This is a genomic window from Sanguibacter sp. Leaf3 (genome assembly GCF_001425965.1).
Taxonomy (GTDB): domain Bacteria; phylum Actinomycetota; class Actinomycetes; order Actinomycetales; family Cellulomonadaceae; genus Sanguibacter; species Sanguibacter inulinus.
Genome location: NZ_LMRH01000001.1, coordinates 925,482 through 941,193 on the forward strand (window position 1 = coordinate 925,482; position 15,712 = coordinate 941,193).

The following is a 15,712-nucleotide window of genomic DNA, read 5'->3' on the forward strand; positions in this document are numbered from 1 at the left end:
CCTTACGTTCGGGTGTGCTGCCGCGCACCGGTGTCGGCCCAGGTGCGAGGCCTGTCGACTGCGGCATGATGGCCAGATGATCCAGGCACACGACGCCCGGGCCGTGCGTGCGGCCGAAGACCCTCTGCTCGCGCGAGGAGAGCCGCTCATGCAGCGCGCGTCGTGGGCGCTGGCCGGGGCGGTGCTCCGCGAGCTGCGGACGGCCCGAGGCGCTGTCCGGGGGGCGCACGTCTGCCTGCTCGTGGGCTCGGGCAACAACGGGGGAGACACGCTCTTCGCCGGGGCGCGGCTCGCCGGTCGTGGCGTGCGCGTGAGCGCTGTGCTCCTCGACGACAGGGTCCACCGTGACGGACTGGCTGCCCTGCGCGCCGCCGGCGGGATCGTGACGCACGCCGCGGGGCGGACCTTCGACGACGTCGCGCGGCACGTCGTCGAGGCGGACGTCGTGCTCGACGGGATCCTCGGCATCGGCGCCTCGGGAGGGCTGCGCGGGCTCGCGGGCGACGTCGTGCGGGCTGTCGTCCGGCGTCTCGAGACTGCCCCGCGGAGGCCGCTCGTCGTCGCGGTCGACGTCCCGAGCGGCATCGGGGTCGACGACGGGTCGTTGCCGCGACCAGACCCCGCACGGAGCGGGAGCCGCGGGGCGCAGCAGCCGAGCGACCCCGTCGTGCTGCGCGCCGACCGCACGGTGACCTTCGGCGCCGCGAAGCCCGGTCTGCTGCTGCCTCCGGCTGCGGCCCTCGCCGGAGAGGTCGAGGTGGTCGACATCGGGCTGGGTCTCGACGACGACCGCACCTGGCATCCCGGAGCCGTCCGCAGGCTGGCACCCCAGGACCTCGTGGACCAGGGGGCGCTCGCCGCGCCGACAGGGACTGCGCACAAGTACAGCCGGGGTGTGCTGGGTGTCGTGGCCGGGACCGAAGACTTCCCGGGGGCTGCAGTGCTCACGGTCTCGGGCGCGGTCCGCACGGGGGTCGGCATGGTCCGCTACCTGGGAGACCCGTCGGTCACGGCCGCTGTCCTCGCCGCGCGCCCCGAGGTGGTCCCCGCCGCAGGCCGGGTCCAGGCCTGGGCCGTGGGACCCGGCCTCCCTGCAGCACCCGCAGCACCCGCAGGGCAGTCAGGGCACTCAGGGAACGGTGACGCCGCCAGGTCGCAGCGCACCCGGGTGCGGCACGCCCTCGCCCAGGCGACAGGCGAGCTGTCCTCCGACGTCGTCGGTGACGCCGTCCCCGTGGTCGTCGACGCAGGCGCGCTGCCGCTGCTGCCCGACCGCTGCCCGCCCTGGGTCGTCCTCACCCCGCACGCCGGCGAGCTCGCGACGCTGCTCAGGTCGCGCGGCGACGACGTCGAGAGGTCCGACGTCGAGGCCGAGCCGCTGCGCTGGGCCCGCCGGGCCCGCGACCTGACCGGTGCCACGGTCTTGCTCAAGGGAGAGGTGACCGTCGTCGTGGGACCCTCGGGTGCCTACGCCCAGGCGGACGGACCGTCGTGGCTCGCGACGGCGGGTGCCGGCGACGTGCTCGCAGGGATCCTCGGGTCGCTGCTCGCCGCCCGCTCGGAGGATGCTGTGCGTGACCCGGGCCTGCCTGCCCTCCTCGCGGCCAGCGCGGCTCTGCTGCACGGCCGAGCAGCCCACAGGGCCAACCCTGGTGGTCCGGTCTCGGCGCTCGACGTGGCCGAGGCCGTCCCCGGGACTGTCGCCGCCCTGCTGCGCGGCGACCTGTGACGCGAGCCGCTCAGACCGAGGACGCGACCGGCGACAGGTCCTACTCGGTGTCCGAGCTGGCCGACGAGGTGCTCGCCGACCTCGCCCGCCCGCGTCTGCTCCTCGGGATCGCCGGCCAGCCCGGTGCCGGCAAGTCCACGCTCGCGTCCGAGCTGGTCGACGCCCTGCTCGCGGCCGGGACCACGGCCGTCCTCGTGCCGATGGACGGTTTCCACCTGGCCCAGCGCGAGCTCGAGCGGCTCGGCCGCGCTGACCGCAAGGGAGCGCCGGACACCTTCGACGTGGACGGGTACGTCGCGCTCCTGGCGCGGCTGCGGGCCCCCGGTGGTCGTACGGTCTACGCCCCAGAGTTCCGTCGTGAGATCGAGGAACCTGTCGCCGGGGCCGTCGCGGTCGGCCCGGACGCCAGGGTCGTGGTGACCGAGGGGAACTACCTGCTGCACGACGACCACGGGTGGGACCAGGTGCGCGGGCTGCTCGACACGGTCTGGTACCTGGACCTCCCGCAGACGACCCGGGTCGAGAGGCTCGTCGCGCGGCTCGAGCGCCACGGCCGCAGCCCCGACGACGCCCGCGCGTGGGCGAGCGGGCCCGACGAGCGCAACGCCCGGCTCGTCGCACCGGGGAGGTCTCGCGCCGACAGGATCGTGCGTCGCTGACCCCGCTCGCCGCTGCTTGCGGGTCGTGCGTGAGATCGTGGGGGCATGACCAGCTACTACCCCGCGCGCGCTGTCGTGGACCTCGGGGCCATCCGGGACAACGTCGGCTCGCTCCTCCGCCACGCCTCGCCGTCAGCCGGGAGCGGTGCCCAGGTCCTCGCTGTCGTCAAGGCCGACGGTTACGGCCACGGGCTCGTCCCGGCCGCCCGGGCTGCGCTCGCCGGCGGGGCGACCTGGCTCGGGACCGCCCAGCTCGGCGAGGCCCTCGCGCTGCGCGCAGCAGGCATCTCCTCGCGGATCCTCACCTGGTTGTACGCCCCCGGTGCGCCCCTCGCAGACCTCCTCCGCGCAGACGTCGACGTCGCGGTCTCCGCGTCCTGGGCCCTCGACGCCGTGCTCGCAGCGGCACGGGAGACGGGTCGGACGGCCCGCATCCACCTCAAGGTCGACACCGGGCTCGGGCGCAACGGGATCATGCCGGACGAGCTCGGCACCGTCCTCGCCTCCGCTGTCGCAGCCCAGTCCGACGGGCTCGTCGAGGTCGTCGGCATCTGGTCGCACCTCGCGCTCGCAGACGACCCGGCCCACCCCACGGTGCTCGCGCAGGCGGCAGTCTTCGACGACGCCGTCCGTCGCGCCGAGCAGGCCGGGGCCCACCTCGAGGTGCGGCACCTGGCGAACTCGGCGGCGACCCTCACGAATCCTCGTCTGCACTACGACCTGGTCCGCCCGGGCCTCGCCGTCTACGGGCTCACCCCGGTCCCGGACCTGGGCAGCGCCGCCGACTACGGGCTCGTCCCGGCGATGACCCTCGAGGCACGCCTCGCGACGGTCAAGGAGGTGCCCGCGGGGAGCGGAGTGTCCTACGGCCACCAGTACACGACGACGGAGCGGACGACCCTCGGCGTCGTCCCGCTGGGCTACGGCGACGGGGTGCCGCGGCACGCCTCGGGCGACCTGCCCCGGCGGCCCGGAGGGCCTGTCCGGGTCGGCTCGGGCGCGAGCGGCCGGACGCTCGCCGTGGCCGGCCGGGTCTGCATGGACCAGGTGGTCGTCGACCTCGGGCCCGACGCGGCCGAGCAGGCCGGAGACACCGTCGTGCTCTTCGGCCCGGGGACCGACGGAGGACCCACGGCGCAGGACTGGGCCGACGCCGCCGAGACCATCAGCTACGAGATCGTCACCCGCCTCGGCACCCGGGTCCCGCGGGAGTACGTCGGCGACGTCGACCTGCCCGAGGCCGGGCAGGGTGGTCCTGCGGTCTGACGCCGGAGATACTGGTGGGGTGACTCGCACCTCTCATCTCACGATCGACCTGCCCGACGCCGACGCGACCCGTGCGCTCGGCCGCGCGCTCGCAGACCTGCTGCGGGCCGGCGACCTCGTCATGCTCACCGGTGACCTCGGCGCAGGGAAGACCACGCTCACGCAGGGCATCGGGGCAGGCCTCGACGTCCGCGGGCAGGTGGCCTCGCCGACCTTCGTCATCGCGCGGGTCCACCCGCCGCTCGGCGACGGGCCCGCCCTCGTCCACGTCGACGCCTACAGGCTCGGGTCCCTCGACGAGGTCGACGCTCTCGACCTCGACGCGAGCCTCGACGAGTCGGTGACTGTCGTCGAGTGGGGCCGCGGCCTCGTCGAGTCGATCGCCCGGGACCGGCTCGAGCTCACGCTCAGCCGCCCGCGCGGGGCCGCCGGCGCGACGCAGGACGAGCTCGCCGCGATCCTCGACGACGCCGAGTCCGGCACGCGCCGCCTCACCGTCGAGGGCTTCGGCGAGCGGTGGGCCGGTCTCGAGCTCCCGGGTGCGATCGACGCAGACGATGCGGCCCAGGACCCCGCGGCTCCCACCGACCGCCACGAGTCAGTAGGCTGAGGTCGTGGCAGTTCTAGCGCTCGACACGTCAGCGGCGGTGGCCGTCGCTCTCCTCGACAACCTCGGCACGCAGCTCGCTGCACGCCGGGTCGTCGAGCAGCGCCGCCACGCCGAGCTCCTCGCCCCGATGATCGAAGAGGTCCTCGCGGAGGCCGGGATCACCCCCGGCGACCTCAAGGCGGTCGTGGTCGGCACAGGCCCGGCACCCTTCACAGGGCTGCGCGTCGGGCTGGTCACCGCACGCACGATGGCCCGGGCTCTCGAGATCCCGGTCTTCGGCATCTCGAGCCTCGACGCGATCGCCTCCGAGACGGCCGAGGTCTTCGACCTCCCGCACGACGCCCACGTCCTCGTGGCCGCCGACGCCCGGCGCCGGGAGGTCTACTACGCCCGCTACACGGTCGACGAGGTCGGGGTGCTCGGTGCCCGCGCCGTGCACACCACGGCAGGACCCGAGGTCGGCACGGCGGCCGACGTCGTCGCCGCGGGCCTCGCCGAGGGTGCCGTGGTCGTCGGGCAGGGTACCGAGCTGTACCCCGAGGCCTTCGAGGGCACGAGCACCCGTGACGGTGCGCCGTGCCTGCCCGACCCCGCGTACCTGGCGCGCCTCGCCCTGGCCCGGGTGTCGCAGGGCGAAGAGCTCTCGAGCGAGCCCCTCTACCTCCGGCGCCCGGACGCGCAGGAGCCCGCCGCCCCGAAGCGGGCGACCTGATGCCAGGCTCCGACGGGTCGTCGACCCTCGACGGGGGACGGACCGTCGCCAGGGTCCGACCCCTGCGGGCGAGCGACCTGCCGCGGGTGGTCGAGCTCGAGGTCGAGCTCTTCGGCCGTGGCGCGTGGAGCCACGGCATGCTCGCCGAAGAGCTCGGCGGCCTCGGACGCTGGTACGTCGCAGCCGAAGAGGTCCGCCTGGACCGGGCAGGTCCCGGCGACCTGGTCGGTTACGCGGGACTGTGGTTCGACGGCGAGATCACCCAGGTGATGACCCTCGGGGTCGCGACCCGCGCCCAGCACTGCGGGATCGGCTCGCAGCTGCTCACAGCCCTCGTCGAGAGGTCCCGCGAGATCGGCGCGACAGGCGTCCTGCTCGAGGTGGCCGTGAACAACGCCGCCGCGATCACCATGTACGAGAAGTTCGGATTTGTCAGGCTCGGCCTGCGCAAGCGCTACTACCAGCCCGAAGACGTCGACGCGTGGACGATGCGACTCGACCTCTCCGCAGCGGCGGACTCGGGCGGTGCTCCTGAGACCACCTCTTTGCCGAACCCCACGTCCGCACCGAGCCCCTCGGTGGTCTCCGACCCCGCAGGCGCAGCGGCCGCAGCGGCAGCCGCCGCCCGGGCGGGCACAGCATGAGCGACCACACCGTCGACCTCGACGAGCGGCGAGCCCGCGTCGTCGTCGGGCCCGCAGGCCTGCAGGGGCTGCTCGACTCAGGCAAGCCGCTCACGGTCCTCGACGTGCGGTGGGCTCTCGGCCGCAGCGACGGCCGCGCGCAGTACGAGTCTGCTCACGTCCCCGGCGCGGTCTTCGTCGACCTGGAGACCGAGCTCGCAGGCCCAGCGTCGCCCGCAGCCGGTCGGCACCCGCTGCCCGGGCTCGAGGCCCTCCAAGACTCTGCCCGCAGCTGGGGTGTGCGGCGCGGCGTCCCCGTCGTCGTCTACGACGACGTGTCCGGCATGTCGGCCGCGCGGGCCTGGTGGCTGCTCCGCTGGGCCGGTGTCGACGACGTGCGCATCCTCGACGGTGGTCTGAGCGCCTGGCGCGCTCGCGGTGGCGCTGTCGAGAGCGGCGACGTCGTCGTCCCCGAGAGCTCGATCGTCCTGACCCCGGGCCACCTGCCCGTGGTCGACGCCGACGAGGCGCAGCGGGTCGCGACGACAGGTGTCCTCCTCGACGCGCGTGCCGGCGAGAGGTTCCGCGGAGAGGTCGAGCCCGTCGACCCCCGGGCCGGCCACATCCCTGGTGCGGTCAGCCTGCCGACGGCCGGCAACCTCGACGCCACGGGCCGCACGCTCGCGCCGGAGGCCCTGCTCGACAGGTTCGTCGCTGCCGGCGTGCTGAGCGGCGCACCGCACCTGGCGGCAGGGGAGGACCAGCAGCTCGCGGTCTACTGCGGGTCGGGTGTCACGGCCTCGCACCAGGTCGCCGTCCTCGCGAGCCTCGGCATCGACGCGGCGCTGTACCCGGGCTCGTGGTCGCAGTGGTCGAACGACCCGGAGCGTCCGGCGGCCGTCGGCGCCTGAGACGGCGAGGTCCTGAGCGCCAGCCGCCTCCCGACGAGGTCAGCGTCACGGCTGGACCGGTACCGGACAGAGCCCTGAGGTGTCCTAGGCTGGGGAGCATGTCTGCGCCCCTCATCCTCGGCATCGAGAGCTCGTGCGACGAGACCGGTGTCGCGCTCGTCCGCGGGAACGACCTGCTGGTCGACGCCGTCGCCAGCTCGGTCGACGAGCACGCCCGCTTCGGCGGCATCATCCCGGAGGTCGCCTCGCGTGCGCACCTCGAAGCCATGGTCCCTACGCTCGAGCGCGCGCTCGCCGAGGCCGACGTCAGGCTGTCCGACGTCGACGCGATCGCCGTCACGGCTGGGCCTGGGCTCGTCGGCCCGCTGACAGTCGGCGCCTCAGCCGCGAAGGCTCTTGCGGTCGCGCTCGGCAAGCCCTTGTACGGCGTCAACCACGTCGTCGGGCACGCAGCCGTCGACCAGCTGGTGCACGGGGAGTTCCCCGAGCGGTTCATGGCGTTGGTCGTCTCGGGCGGGCACTCCTCGCTGCTGCTGGTCGACGACATCGCGACCGACGTGACCGAGCTCGGGTCGACCCTCGACGACGCCGCCGGTGAGGCCTTCGACAAGGTCGGCCGCCTGCTCGGTCTGCCCTACCCGGGCGGCCCGCACGTCGACAGGCTCGCTCGCGAGGGTGACCCGACGGCGATCAGGTTCCCGCGCGGTCTGACCGCGGCGAAGGACCAGGCCAAGCACATGTACGACTTCTCGTTCTCCGGTCTCAAGACGGCCGTGGCGCGGTGGGTCGAGGCGCACACCGACAGCGGAGCGCCGCTGCCGACGGCTGACGTCGCCGCGTCCTTCGCGGCAGCCGTCGCCGATGTGCTCACCGCCAAGACGATCGCGGCGTGCGAGCGCAACGGCGTCGACACCCTCGTCATCGGTGGGGGATTCTCGGCGAACTCTCAGCTCCGTGATCTCGCCGCCGAGCGGTGCGCGCAGGCTGGCATCACCCTGCGCATCCCGCCGATCCGCTACTGCACGGACAACGGTGCGATGATCGCTGCCCTCGGTTCAGCGGTGGTGCGCGCAGGTGTCGCGCCCTCGAGCCTGGACATCCCCGTCGACTCGTCGATGCCGCTCACGACGGTGAGCGTCTGAGGCGAACCGTCTGGGGCCGAGCCCTGAGCCCAGGCTCCTCGGGAAGGCGTCCCGGGGCTCCTCAGCGGGATCCCGGGCCCCCGAGCCTCACAACGGCTTGCCAGCCCGCATCTCGGCGACGAGCGAGGCCACCACGGCGTCGAGCTCTCCGCCGTTGCGGCGGGCGACGGCGCGCTGGCGCTGGTAGCCGGCACCCTTGCGCATGATCGTCCGGATGCCGTCGAGCTCGTCGAGGCAGCCCAGACGCTGGGCGACAGGCTCGAGCTCGACGAGCAACCTCGAGATCGCGTCCGTGACGAGCTCTTCGTTGCCGGCCCTGTCGAGGATGAGGATCGCGTCCATGCCGTAGCGGGCCGAGCGCCACTTGTTCTCCTGCGCGAACCACGGCTGGATGGTCGGGAGCTCCTTGCCCTCGTCGAGCATCGTCGACAGGTGCTCGACCAGGCAGTGGTTGAGGGCCGCGAAGGCGAGCACCTCGGTGATGTTCGAGGCGCCGTCGCAGATGCGCGTCTCGAGGGTCCCGAACCGGGGAGAGGGGCGCAGGTCCCAGCGGACCTCGTCGAACTGGTCGATGACTCCCGTGTGCATCATGTCGGCGACGTAGCCCTCGAGCTGCTCCCACTCCTCGAACTGGAAGCCGAGACCGGCCGTCGGCAGCTGCTGGAACATCAGCGCCCGGTTGGACGCGTAGCCGGTGTCCTTGCCGCCCCAGAACGGGCTGGAGGCGGACAGCGACTGGAACAGGCCGAAGTACCCGAGCATCGCGCGTGAGATGGGCAGGACCTTGTCGCGGTCTTCGATGCCGACGTGCACGTGCACGCCGTAGATGAGCATCTGGCGGCCCCACCACTGGGTGCGGTCGATGAGGGTGGCGTAGCGCTCCTTGTCGGTGACCTTCTGCTGGGCCCACCGGGCGAAGGGGTGCGTGCCGGCGCACATGAGCTCGACCCGCAGGGGATCGGTCAGCTCGCGGATCTCGTCCATGCTGCGCTCGAGGTCGTCGCCAGCCTGGCGGACCGTGCGCGAGACGCCCGAGACGACCTCGACGGTGTTGAGCAGCAGCTCTTGCCGGATGTGCGGGTGCTGCGAGCCGTCGGCCGGGGTCACGGCGTCCAGGACGTGCTGGGCGACCTGGCGCAGGTCGCCGGAGTCCTTGTCGACGAGGGCGAGCTCCCACTCGATCCCGACGGTCGACCGCTCTGACGTGGCGAAGGGCAGGTGCATGGTCACTCCGAGTCTGACGGGGGAGAGGTGAGCGGCGCGACAGGCTGCCCGGGGTGGCCGAGGGGCTCGACGACCAGGATGTGCTGGGCACCGGCGACGCGGGTGAGGACGAGCGTAGCCTCGGCCGAGCCCTTGAGCGCGAGCTGGGCGCGCAGCGACTCGGGGGTGACAGCGGTGCCACGCTTCTTGATGGTCACGCGTCCCACGTCGCGGGCGCGGAGATAGCTCTTGAGCCGCTTGACGCCGAAGGGCATGGTGTCGAGCACCCTGTACCCGGTCGCGAGCGGGACCTGCTCGCCGTCGTCGAGCCTCTCGTCCGTCGTGACGTACGCGATGGTGCGGTCGAGCAGTCGGCCGCGGAGCACGCGCGAGACGTCGGCGACCAGGCCAGCGCGGATGACGGCTCCGTCAGGCTCGTAGAGATAGCGGCCGACGCCCTCGGCATCGTCAACGGCCTCAGGCAGGGACTCGCCCTCGCCGGTCCCGGTGGCGATCCCGTCGCCACGGTAGGTGCGTGCGAGGGTCTGGCCACCCTCGGTGCGCAGCAGGAGCGCGGAGCGCCCAGGGCCGTCCGGGGCGAGAGGCCCGAACCACAGACCGGCCTCGACGACGTCCCCGTCGACCGAGACCCACTGCGCCTCGCAGTCTGCGGGCAGCCCCTCGTGGGGGATCCCGGGGCCGACCTTAATGCCGACGGCCGGGACCTGCGAGCGCAGCGCCCACACGTCGTCGAGGGCGGGGGCGTAGGCCTTGGGGTCGAAGATCCGCTTGCCCGAGCGGGTGCGGCGGGCGGGGTCGGCGTAGATGCCGCCGGTGCCGTCGGTGAGGCCCTCGGCGGCGAGGTCGAGCGCGAGACCGTCGGCGTGGCGGACCACGGCCTCGGGGAAGGCCCGCAGGTTCACTGTCGCCACGGCGGCTGTCGCCTCGTCGAGGTCTGTCGCGACGACCTTGAGGCCGACACCTGCGAAGGCCATGGAGTCGGCGCCGATCCCGCAGGTGAGGTCGGCGACGGTGGTCACGCCCGCGGCGAGGTACCGCTGCGCGTGGTGGGCGGCGACGACGAGGCGGGTCGCCTGCTCGAGGCCGGCGGGGGTGAAGAGCATCCCCTCGGCGAAGGGCCCGAACTTGGCCTCGGCCTTGGCGCGCAGTCGCGACTGGGTGAGGACGAGCGCGACGACCTCGGGGTCGAAGCCCTTGGCGCGCAGCCGCTCGGACAGGACCATCGCGAGCTTCTCCTCGTAGGGCGGGAGAGCGTTGAGCAGAGCCCACGCCTCCTGGTCGAGCAGCTTGGCGAGCGCGGACGGTTCCATGCGGTGATCTTTTCACGACTGCGGCGGGTGCGCTGCGAGGTGGGCCTGGTGCAGGACGGACCACCACCCCGGACCGTCCCGCGAACGTCACGCAGTGTTCACCGCGCCGTAGCCAAAGCGTCCATGCGGTCCTCCTAGTGTGGACATCGCGTCCACAGCCGTGGTGCGCACAGCACCGGCTCCGGAGGGCACGTGACGAGAACGGCACGCGACCGCGTGATCATCTTCGACTTCGACGGCACCATCACCGTCGGGGACGGCCCCGTGCTCGCCTACGCAGAGCAGGTCGCGGTCCGTCTCGCACCTGGTCTCGCCGACGGCTTCCGGGCAGCCGTCACCGCAGGTCTGCACGGCCGCACAGGGCTGACCGGCTCGCCGGCAGCCGCCCCGGTCGACGACTACGACCTGGTCCGCCAGGTCGCCCTCGTCCACGGCGCAGACTCTGCGGTGCTCTCGGCGGCCTACCTGGCCAGCCGGGAGCTGCTCGCGACAGAGCACGCCGTGATCTCGGCCCCGGTCATCACCCGGTCGGCAGGCACGACCACCGCAGGGCGCGACGACCTCGCCTCGTGGCTGCGCAGGCTCAGCACGCAGGCCTACCTGGTGCTCGCCACCAACGCCCCGGCCACAGGGCTCGACAGGGCGCTGGCGGTCCTCGGGGTCACCGACGCCTTCGACGAGGTCCGCACCTCGGTCGGCAAGCCCACCGGGATGCACGCCCTCGCCGACGAGATGCTCGCCCGCGGCCCCGTCCTGAGCGTCGGCGACGTGTGGCACAACGACCTCGAGCCCGTGTGGGCCCGCGGCGCCGCGACAGCGCTCCTGACCCGAGGCGGCGTCGGCGACGTCCGGGCGACCTACAGCGCCGACACCCTCGGCGGCCTCGTCCCCGGCATCACCGCCTGGGCCGCAGCCGACCTCGAGCCCCACCATCTGCACCAGCCGCCACCTGCACGTCCTGTCCACCACCTCACCACCGCAACCACCGCAAAGGCAGACCTGTGAAGCTCACGAAGCTGGCACTCACCTCCGTCGCACTCCTCACCCTCGGCTCCCTCGCCGCCTGCAGCTCGGACGCGTCGGGCAGCACCGACGGCAGCCCCGCCGCCGACCCGACGTCGCTCACCCTCGCCCTCGTGCCCTCGCAGGACCAGGGTGGTCTCGTCGACACCGCGAAGCCGCTCACCGACTTCCTCACCGACGAGCTCGGCATCGAGGTCACCGGTGTGGTGTCCAAGGACTACCAGGCCGCCGTCGAGGCCATGGGCGCAGGACAGGCGCAGATCGGGTTCCTGCCCTCGCTCCAGCTGTGGCAGGCCTCGGACATGTACGACGCCTCGGTCGTCCTGCAGACCGAGCGCAACGGGAACATCTCCTACCCGGCCCAGCTCATGACGAACAACCCCGACAAGTACTGCGAGGACACCCCCGTCGAGCGCGACGGCAAGCTGTTCTGCAACGGCGCCGACGCCCTCGTGGGACCGGCCGGTCTCGACTCGATCACCAAGGTCGAGGGTGCGAAGGTCGCGCTCCTCGGCCCCGGGTCCCCGGCCGGCTACATCTACCCGGTCCTCGCGCTGAAGAACGCGGGCATCGACACCGACACCGGGATCGAGCAGATCCCCGTCACCACCAACGACGCGAGCGTCCTGGCCGTCTACAACGGCGACGCCGAGGTCGGCTTCAGCTTCTGGGACGCCCGCGACATCGTCGCCAAGGACGTCCCCGACGTCGGCCAGAAGGTCGTCGTCTTCGCGCTGACCGACGAGATCCCCAACGACGGCGTCGCGCTCTCGGCCGACCTCTCGCCCGAGCTGCAGGACAAGATCACCACGGCGCTCGCGGACTACTCGAGCACCCCTGAGGGGTCGAAGATCCTCACGGACATCTACTCCATCAGCAAGCTGGCCCCGGCCGACCCGAGCACGCTCGACGTCGTGGCGCAGGCCGCCGAGAAGCTCGGTCTCCAGTGACGCTCGCTCCCCAGCAGGTGACGTCCCGCTCCTGGCCGGTCCGGGTGCGGGACGTCACCGTGCGCTACCCCGGCGGCGTGACCGCCCTCGACGGCGTGACCCTCGACATCGAGGCCGGTGAGATGGTCTCGGTCGTCGGCCTCTCCGGCTCGGGGAAGTCCACGCTCATCCGCACCATCAACGGACTGGTCCCGGTGACCTCGGGCGAGGTCACCGTCGGCGAGCACACCCTCGGCAGGCTCTCCGGGCGCCAGGCCCGTGCCGTGCGCGGCAGCATCGGGATGATCTTCCAGAGCTTCAACCTCGCCAGGCGCACGACGGTCCTCAACAACGTGCTCGTCGGACGCCTCGCGCACACCCCGACCTGGCGCACCCTGCTCGGTGCCTACACGGCAGCCGACAAGCAGCTGGCCTTCGAGGCGCTCGACAGCGTCGGCATCCTCGACAAGACGTGGCAGCGGGCCAGCAACCTCTCGGGCGGGCAGCAGCAGCGCGTCGCGATCGCCCGGGCCCTCACGCAGCAGCCACGGATCGTCCTCGCGGACGAGCCTGTCGCGAGCCTCGACCCGCCGAGCGCCCACGCCGTCATGGGGGACCTGCGCCGCATCAACACCGAGCTCGGCATCACGGTGCTCACCAACCTGCACCTGCTCGACCTCGCCCGCGAGTACGGCACCCGGATGATCGGCCTGCGCGCAGGCAAGGTCGTCTACGACGGTCCGGCGGCGACCGCGAGCGACGCCGTCTTCGAGGAGATCTACGGGCGCAGCATCCGCCAGCAGGACGTGCTCGGCGGATGAAGACGACACAGACCTCCCGACCTGGGACCGCAGGATGGGCACAGGCAGCGGGAGGGTCGCCGGCGGCAGGTGACCTCACGTCCCGACGCCCCACGCTCGCCGTGCCGCCCCGTCCGGCGGGACGCTGGAAGCCGTGGGCCGCGCTCGCCGTCGTCCTGCTCCTCACCGCAGCGACCCTCAGCCCGTGGGCCATCGGCTTCGACGCCGACGCCATCGCGCGGAACTGGCGCAACGGTGCCGACAGGATCGTCAGGCTGTTCAGCCCCGACTGGTCCTTCTTCCCGCGGACCGTCGAGCCGATGCTCGAGACCCTCCAGATGGCCGTCGTCGCGACTGTCGTCGGGGCGGCAGTCGCCCTGCCCGTGAGCATGTGGGCTGCGCGGCCCACGAACCCGGACCGCTGGACCCGAGGCGCCGTGCGCCTCGTGCTCAACGTCGTCCGGGCCGTCCCCGAGCTGCTCTACGCCGCCGTGCTCGTCGCGATGGTCGGTGTCGGTGCGCTCCCCGGCGTCATCGCCCTCGTGCTGTTCAACGTCGGGATCATCGTCAAGATGGTCTCCGAGACCATCGACGGCTCAGACCGCGGCCCCCTCGAGGCCGGTCGCGCAGCAGGCGGTACCCAGACCCAGATCAACCGGACGATCGCCCTGCCGGACATGCTGCCGAGCTTCGTCAACCAGACGCTCTACGTCCTCGAGCTCAACGTGCGTGCGTCGAGCGTCCTGGGACTCGTCGGTGCCGGAGGTCTCGGTCTCCTCGTCGACGCCGTGCGCACGTACTACAGGTACGACCAGCTCTCGCTCATCATCCTCGAGATCCTGGTGGCCGTGCTCGTCATCGACCTCGTCAGCTCGATCGTCCGCCGGAGGCTCGTATGACCACCCTCGCCCCCACGCGCACAGAACCGGCCGCGGTCACCGCACCTCGCCGGCCCGTGCGAGTCCTGCGCGCCGTGGCCCTCACCGTCGCCACGGCGACAGCCCTCGTCGCCTTCTGGTCGATCGACATCCAGTGGTCGCGGCTCGCCAGCCTGCCCGGCCAGGTGGTCCACTACCTCGACCTCATGTTCTCCGCGCCGTCGTGGGACAAGCTCCCCGAGGCCCTGCGGCAGACCCTGCGCTCGGTCGAGATGGCCTGGCTGGGGACGGTGCTCGGCATCGTCGTGTCCTTCCCGCTGAGCTTCCTCGCCGCACGCGGCTACGGACCCGCACCTGTGAGAGGCGCGCTCCGCGGTCTCTTCTCGCTCATCCGGGCAGTCCCCGAGATCATCATCGCCATCATCATCTTGTCGGTCACCGGGCTGACCCCGCTCACCGGGGCGCTCGCGCTCGCGGTCAACAGCGTCGGGACGCTCGGCAAGTGGGGCTACGAGTCCGTCGAAGGCGTCGACCACGGTCCTGTCGAAGCCGCGCGGGCCGCAGGTGGCTCGACGGTCGAGGCGCTCCGCTGGGGCGTGTGGCCGAGCGCGGCGACAGACTTCTTCTCGTTCTGGCTCTACAGGTTCGAGATCAACGTGCGCGCCTCGGCCGTCCTCGGGCTCATCGGCGTGGGTGGGATCGGCGACATGCTCACCTCGTACACCCAGTACCGTGAGTGGTCCACCGTCGGGGTGCTGCTGATCGTCGTCGTGGTCGTGACGATGGCGATCGACTCGGTCTCCGCCGCGGTGCGACGCCGCCTCACCGACGGGAGCACAGGACGATGAGCGCTACCCTGCCCGCCACGGGTCCCGGCGCAGACCGCCCGACGGTCACCGCCGACGGCGTCGAGCCTGCCGCCAGCACGAGCAGCGGCTCAATGCCTGCCCCGGGCACGACCAGCAGCTCGACCGACGCCGACCCCGGGCCCGACGTCTGGCCCTCGGTCCGGATCGCGACGGTCCGCAACGCCCTCCAGCCGACCGAACGACGCGTGGTCGACCTCGTCCTCGACGACGTCGCGGCGGCCGTCGAGGCGACGGCGCAGGAGATCGCCGACAGGGCGGGGGTGGCGCGGTCGTCGGTCATCCGCACGTGCCAGCGGCTCGGTTATCGCGGGTATCCGCAGCTGCGGGTGGCGCTCGCCCGCGAGCTCGCGCTGGGCGCCGAGCCCCCGGCCCACCCCGACACGGCCCTCGGCCGCGTGAGGACGCACGTCGAGTCCCTCGCCGCGACCCTCCAGCAGATCACCAGCGTGCTGTCCGACGAGCACGTCGAACGAGCCGTCGCCCTCTGCGTCGGAGCCGGGCGGGTCCTCGCGACGGGCAACGGGCTGTCGTCTCCGCTCGCCGCCGACCTCGCCCTGCGGCTCACGGCCGTCGGGCGACCGACCGAGTGCGTGGCCGACCCGATCGGCCAGCAGATCGCCGCCGCCCAGCTCACCCCTGCGGACCTGTGCCTCGTGGTCTCCGGGTCGGGCGCCAGCGAGTCGAGCCTGCGGGTCGCGCGTGCCGGGCGTGCCGCGGGTGTGCCCGTGGTGGTGCTCACGAGCTTCGTCGAGTCGCCGCTCACAGCCCTCGCCGACGTCGCCCTGGTCGTCGGCCCGGCCGCAGGCTCGTTCCGTGCCGAGCTCGAGCACACGTCGCGCGTCCCGCACGCGATCGTCCTCGAGGCCTTCGTCGAGGTCGTCGCCGACAGGCTGGGGGAGCGGTCCCGGCAGGTGCGCTCGCGGGTGCTCGACGTGCTGAGCACCAACCTCTCGGACTGAGTGCGCCCCACCCGGTCGCGGCCACGGCCTGCCTCGGGAATCATGGGACGGTCCCGACCACGGAGGAA

General features: G+C 72.7%; 16 protein-coding genes. 14 read left to right on the forward strand and 2 right to left on the reverse strand.

Annotated elements, in window-relative coordinates:
• Positions 1 to 76: 76 nt before the first annotated feature.
• The 8 genes from ASG53_RS03995 (at position 77) to tsaD (ending at position 7,652) form a co-directional block, all read left to right on the forward strand.
• The gene (locus ASG53_RS03995) at positions 77 to 1,729 is read left to right on the forward strand and encodes a bifunctional ADP-dependent NAD(P)H-hydrate dehydratase/NAD(P)H-hydrate epimerase (protein ID WP_056128766.1); all 1,653 of its coding nucleotides are present in this window, start codon (positions 77 to 79) and stop codon (positions 1,727 to 1,729) included.
• A 47-nt stretch (positions 1,730 to 1,776) separates the two neighbouring features.
• Complete coding sequence (locus tag ASG53_RS04000) at positions 1,777 to 2,388, forward strand: nucleoside/nucleotide kinase family protein (protein ID WP_156382704.1); 612 nt, start codon at positions 1,777 to 1,779, stop codon at positions 2,386 to 2,388.
• Between the two features lie 45 nt (positions 2,389 to 2,433).
• Entirely contained in the window at positions 2,434 to 3,654 is a 1,221-nt protein-coding gene (gene alr, locus ASG53_RS04005) for an alanine racemase (protein ID WP_056128772.1), read from the forward strand.
• 19 nt (positions 3,655 to 3,673) lie between these two features.
• Entirely contained in the window at positions 3,674 to 4,264 is a 591-nt protein-coding gene (gene tsaE, locus ASG53_RS04010) for a tRNA (adenosine(37)-N6)-threonylcarbamoyltransferase complex ATPase subunit type 1 TsaE (protein ID WP_056128774.1), read from the forward strand.
• Between the two features lie 4 nt (positions 4,265 to 4,268).
• Entirely contained in the window at positions 4,269 to 4,976 is a 708-nt protein-coding gene (gene tsaB / locus ASG53_RS04015) for a tRNA (adenosine(37)-N6)-threonylcarbamoyltransferase complex dimerization subunit type 1 TsaB (RefSeq protein ID WP_056128777.1), read from the forward strand.
• Complete coding sequence (locus ASG53_RS04020; protein WP_056128779.1) at positions 4,976 to 5,620, forward strand: GNAT family N-acetyltransferase; 645 nt, start codon at positions 4,976 to 4,978, stop codon at positions 5,618 to 5,620. The genes tsaB and ASG53_RS04020 overlap by 1 nt, the downstream gene beginning before the upstream one ends.
• On the forward strand, positions 5,617 to 6,510 hold the full coding sequence (locus ASG53_RS04025; RefSeq protein ID WP_056128784.1) for a sulfurtransferase: 894 nt from the start codon (positions 5,617 to 5,619) through the stop codon (positions 6,508 to 6,510). The genes ASG53_RS04020 and ASG53_RS04025 overlap by 4 nt, the downstream gene beginning before the upstream one ends.
• 98 nt (positions 6,511 to 6,608) lie before the next feature.
• Positions 6,609 to 7,652 (forward strand): tRNA (adenosine(37)-N6)-threonylcarbamoyltransferase complex transferase subunit TsaD, encoded by a 1,044-nt coding sequence (gene tsaD / locus ASG53_RS04030; protein WP_056128787.1) that lies wholly within the window; start codon positions 6,609 to 6,611, stop codon positions 7,650 to 7,652.
• An 87-nt stretch (positions 7,653 to 7,739) separates the two neighbouring features.
• Here tsaD and ASG53_RS04035 read toward each other — a convergent pair whose 3' ends face one another.
• Both ASG53_RS04035 and ASG53_RS04040 read right to left on the reverse strand, forming a co-directional pair.
• Complete coding sequence (locus ASG53_RS04035; RefSeq protein ID WP_056128790.1) at positions 7,740 to 8,876, reverse strand: glutamate--cysteine ligase; 1,137 nt, start codon at positions 8,874 to 8,876, stop codon at positions 7,740 to 7,742.
• A gap of 2 nt (positions 8,877 to 8,878) precedes the next feature.
• Entirely contained in the window at positions 8,879 to 10,186 is a 1,308-nt protein-coding gene (locus tag ASG53_RS04040) for a class I SAM-dependent methyltransferase (protein ID WP_056128793.1), read from the reverse strand.
• Positions 10,187 to 10,378: 192 nt separating this feature from the next.
• Here ASG53_RS04040 and ASG53_RS04045 point away from each other — a divergent pair, with 192 nt between their 5' ends.
• From ASG53_RS04045 to ASG53_RS04070, 6 genes are read left to right on the forward strand one after another with little or no spacing between them, the layout of a single operon-like run.
• A complete protein-coding gene (locus tag ASG53_RS04045; RefSeq protein ID WP_200945446.1) occupies positions 10,379 to 11,191 on the forward strand; it encodes an HAD family hydrolase in 813 nt (270 codons plus the stop codon).
• Positions 11,188 to 12,159 carry a phosphate/phosphite/phosphonate ABC transporter substrate-binding protein gene (gene phnD / locus ASG53_RS04050; protein WP_056128799.1) on the forward strand — a complete coding sequence of 324 codons (972 nt, stop codon included), beginning with the start codon at positions 11,188 to 11,190 and terminating at the stop codon, positions 12,157 to 12,159. The genes ASG53_RS04045 and phnD overlap by 4 nt, the downstream gene beginning before the upstream one ends.
• A complete protein-coding gene (phnC, locus tag ASG53_RS04055; RefSeq protein ID WP_056128803.1) occupies positions 12,156 to 12,959 on the forward strand; it encodes a phosphonate ABC transporter ATP-binding protein in 804 nt (267 codons plus the stop codon). Before phnD ends, phnC begins: the two co-directional genes overlap by 4 nt.
• A complete protein-coding gene (gene phnE / locus ASG53_RS04060; RefSeq protein ID WP_235533818.1) occupies positions 12,956 to 13,837 on the forward strand; it encodes a phosphonate ABC transporter, permease protein PhnE in 882 nt (293 codons plus the stop codon). The genes phnC and phnE (ASG53_RS04060) overlap by 4 nt, the downstream gene beginning before the upstream one ends.
• Entirely contained in the window at positions 13,834 to 14,664 is an 831-nt protein-coding gene (gene phnE, locus ASG53_RS04065; protein WP_056128805.1) for a phosphonate ABC transporter, permease protein PhnE, read from the forward strand. Before phnE (ASG53_RS04060) ends, phnE (ASG53_RS04065) begins: the two co-directional genes overlap by 4 nt.
• Positions 14,661 to 15,644, forward strand: coding sequence for a MurR/RpiR family transcriptional regulator (locus ASG53_RS04070; RefSeq protein WP_235533819.1), 984 nt, complete (start codon positions 14,661 to 14,663; stop codon positions 15,642 to 15,644). Before phnE (ASG53_RS04065) ends, ASG53_RS04070 begins: the two co-directional genes overlap by 4 nt.
• Positions 15,645 to 15,712 lie beyond the last annotated feature (68 nt).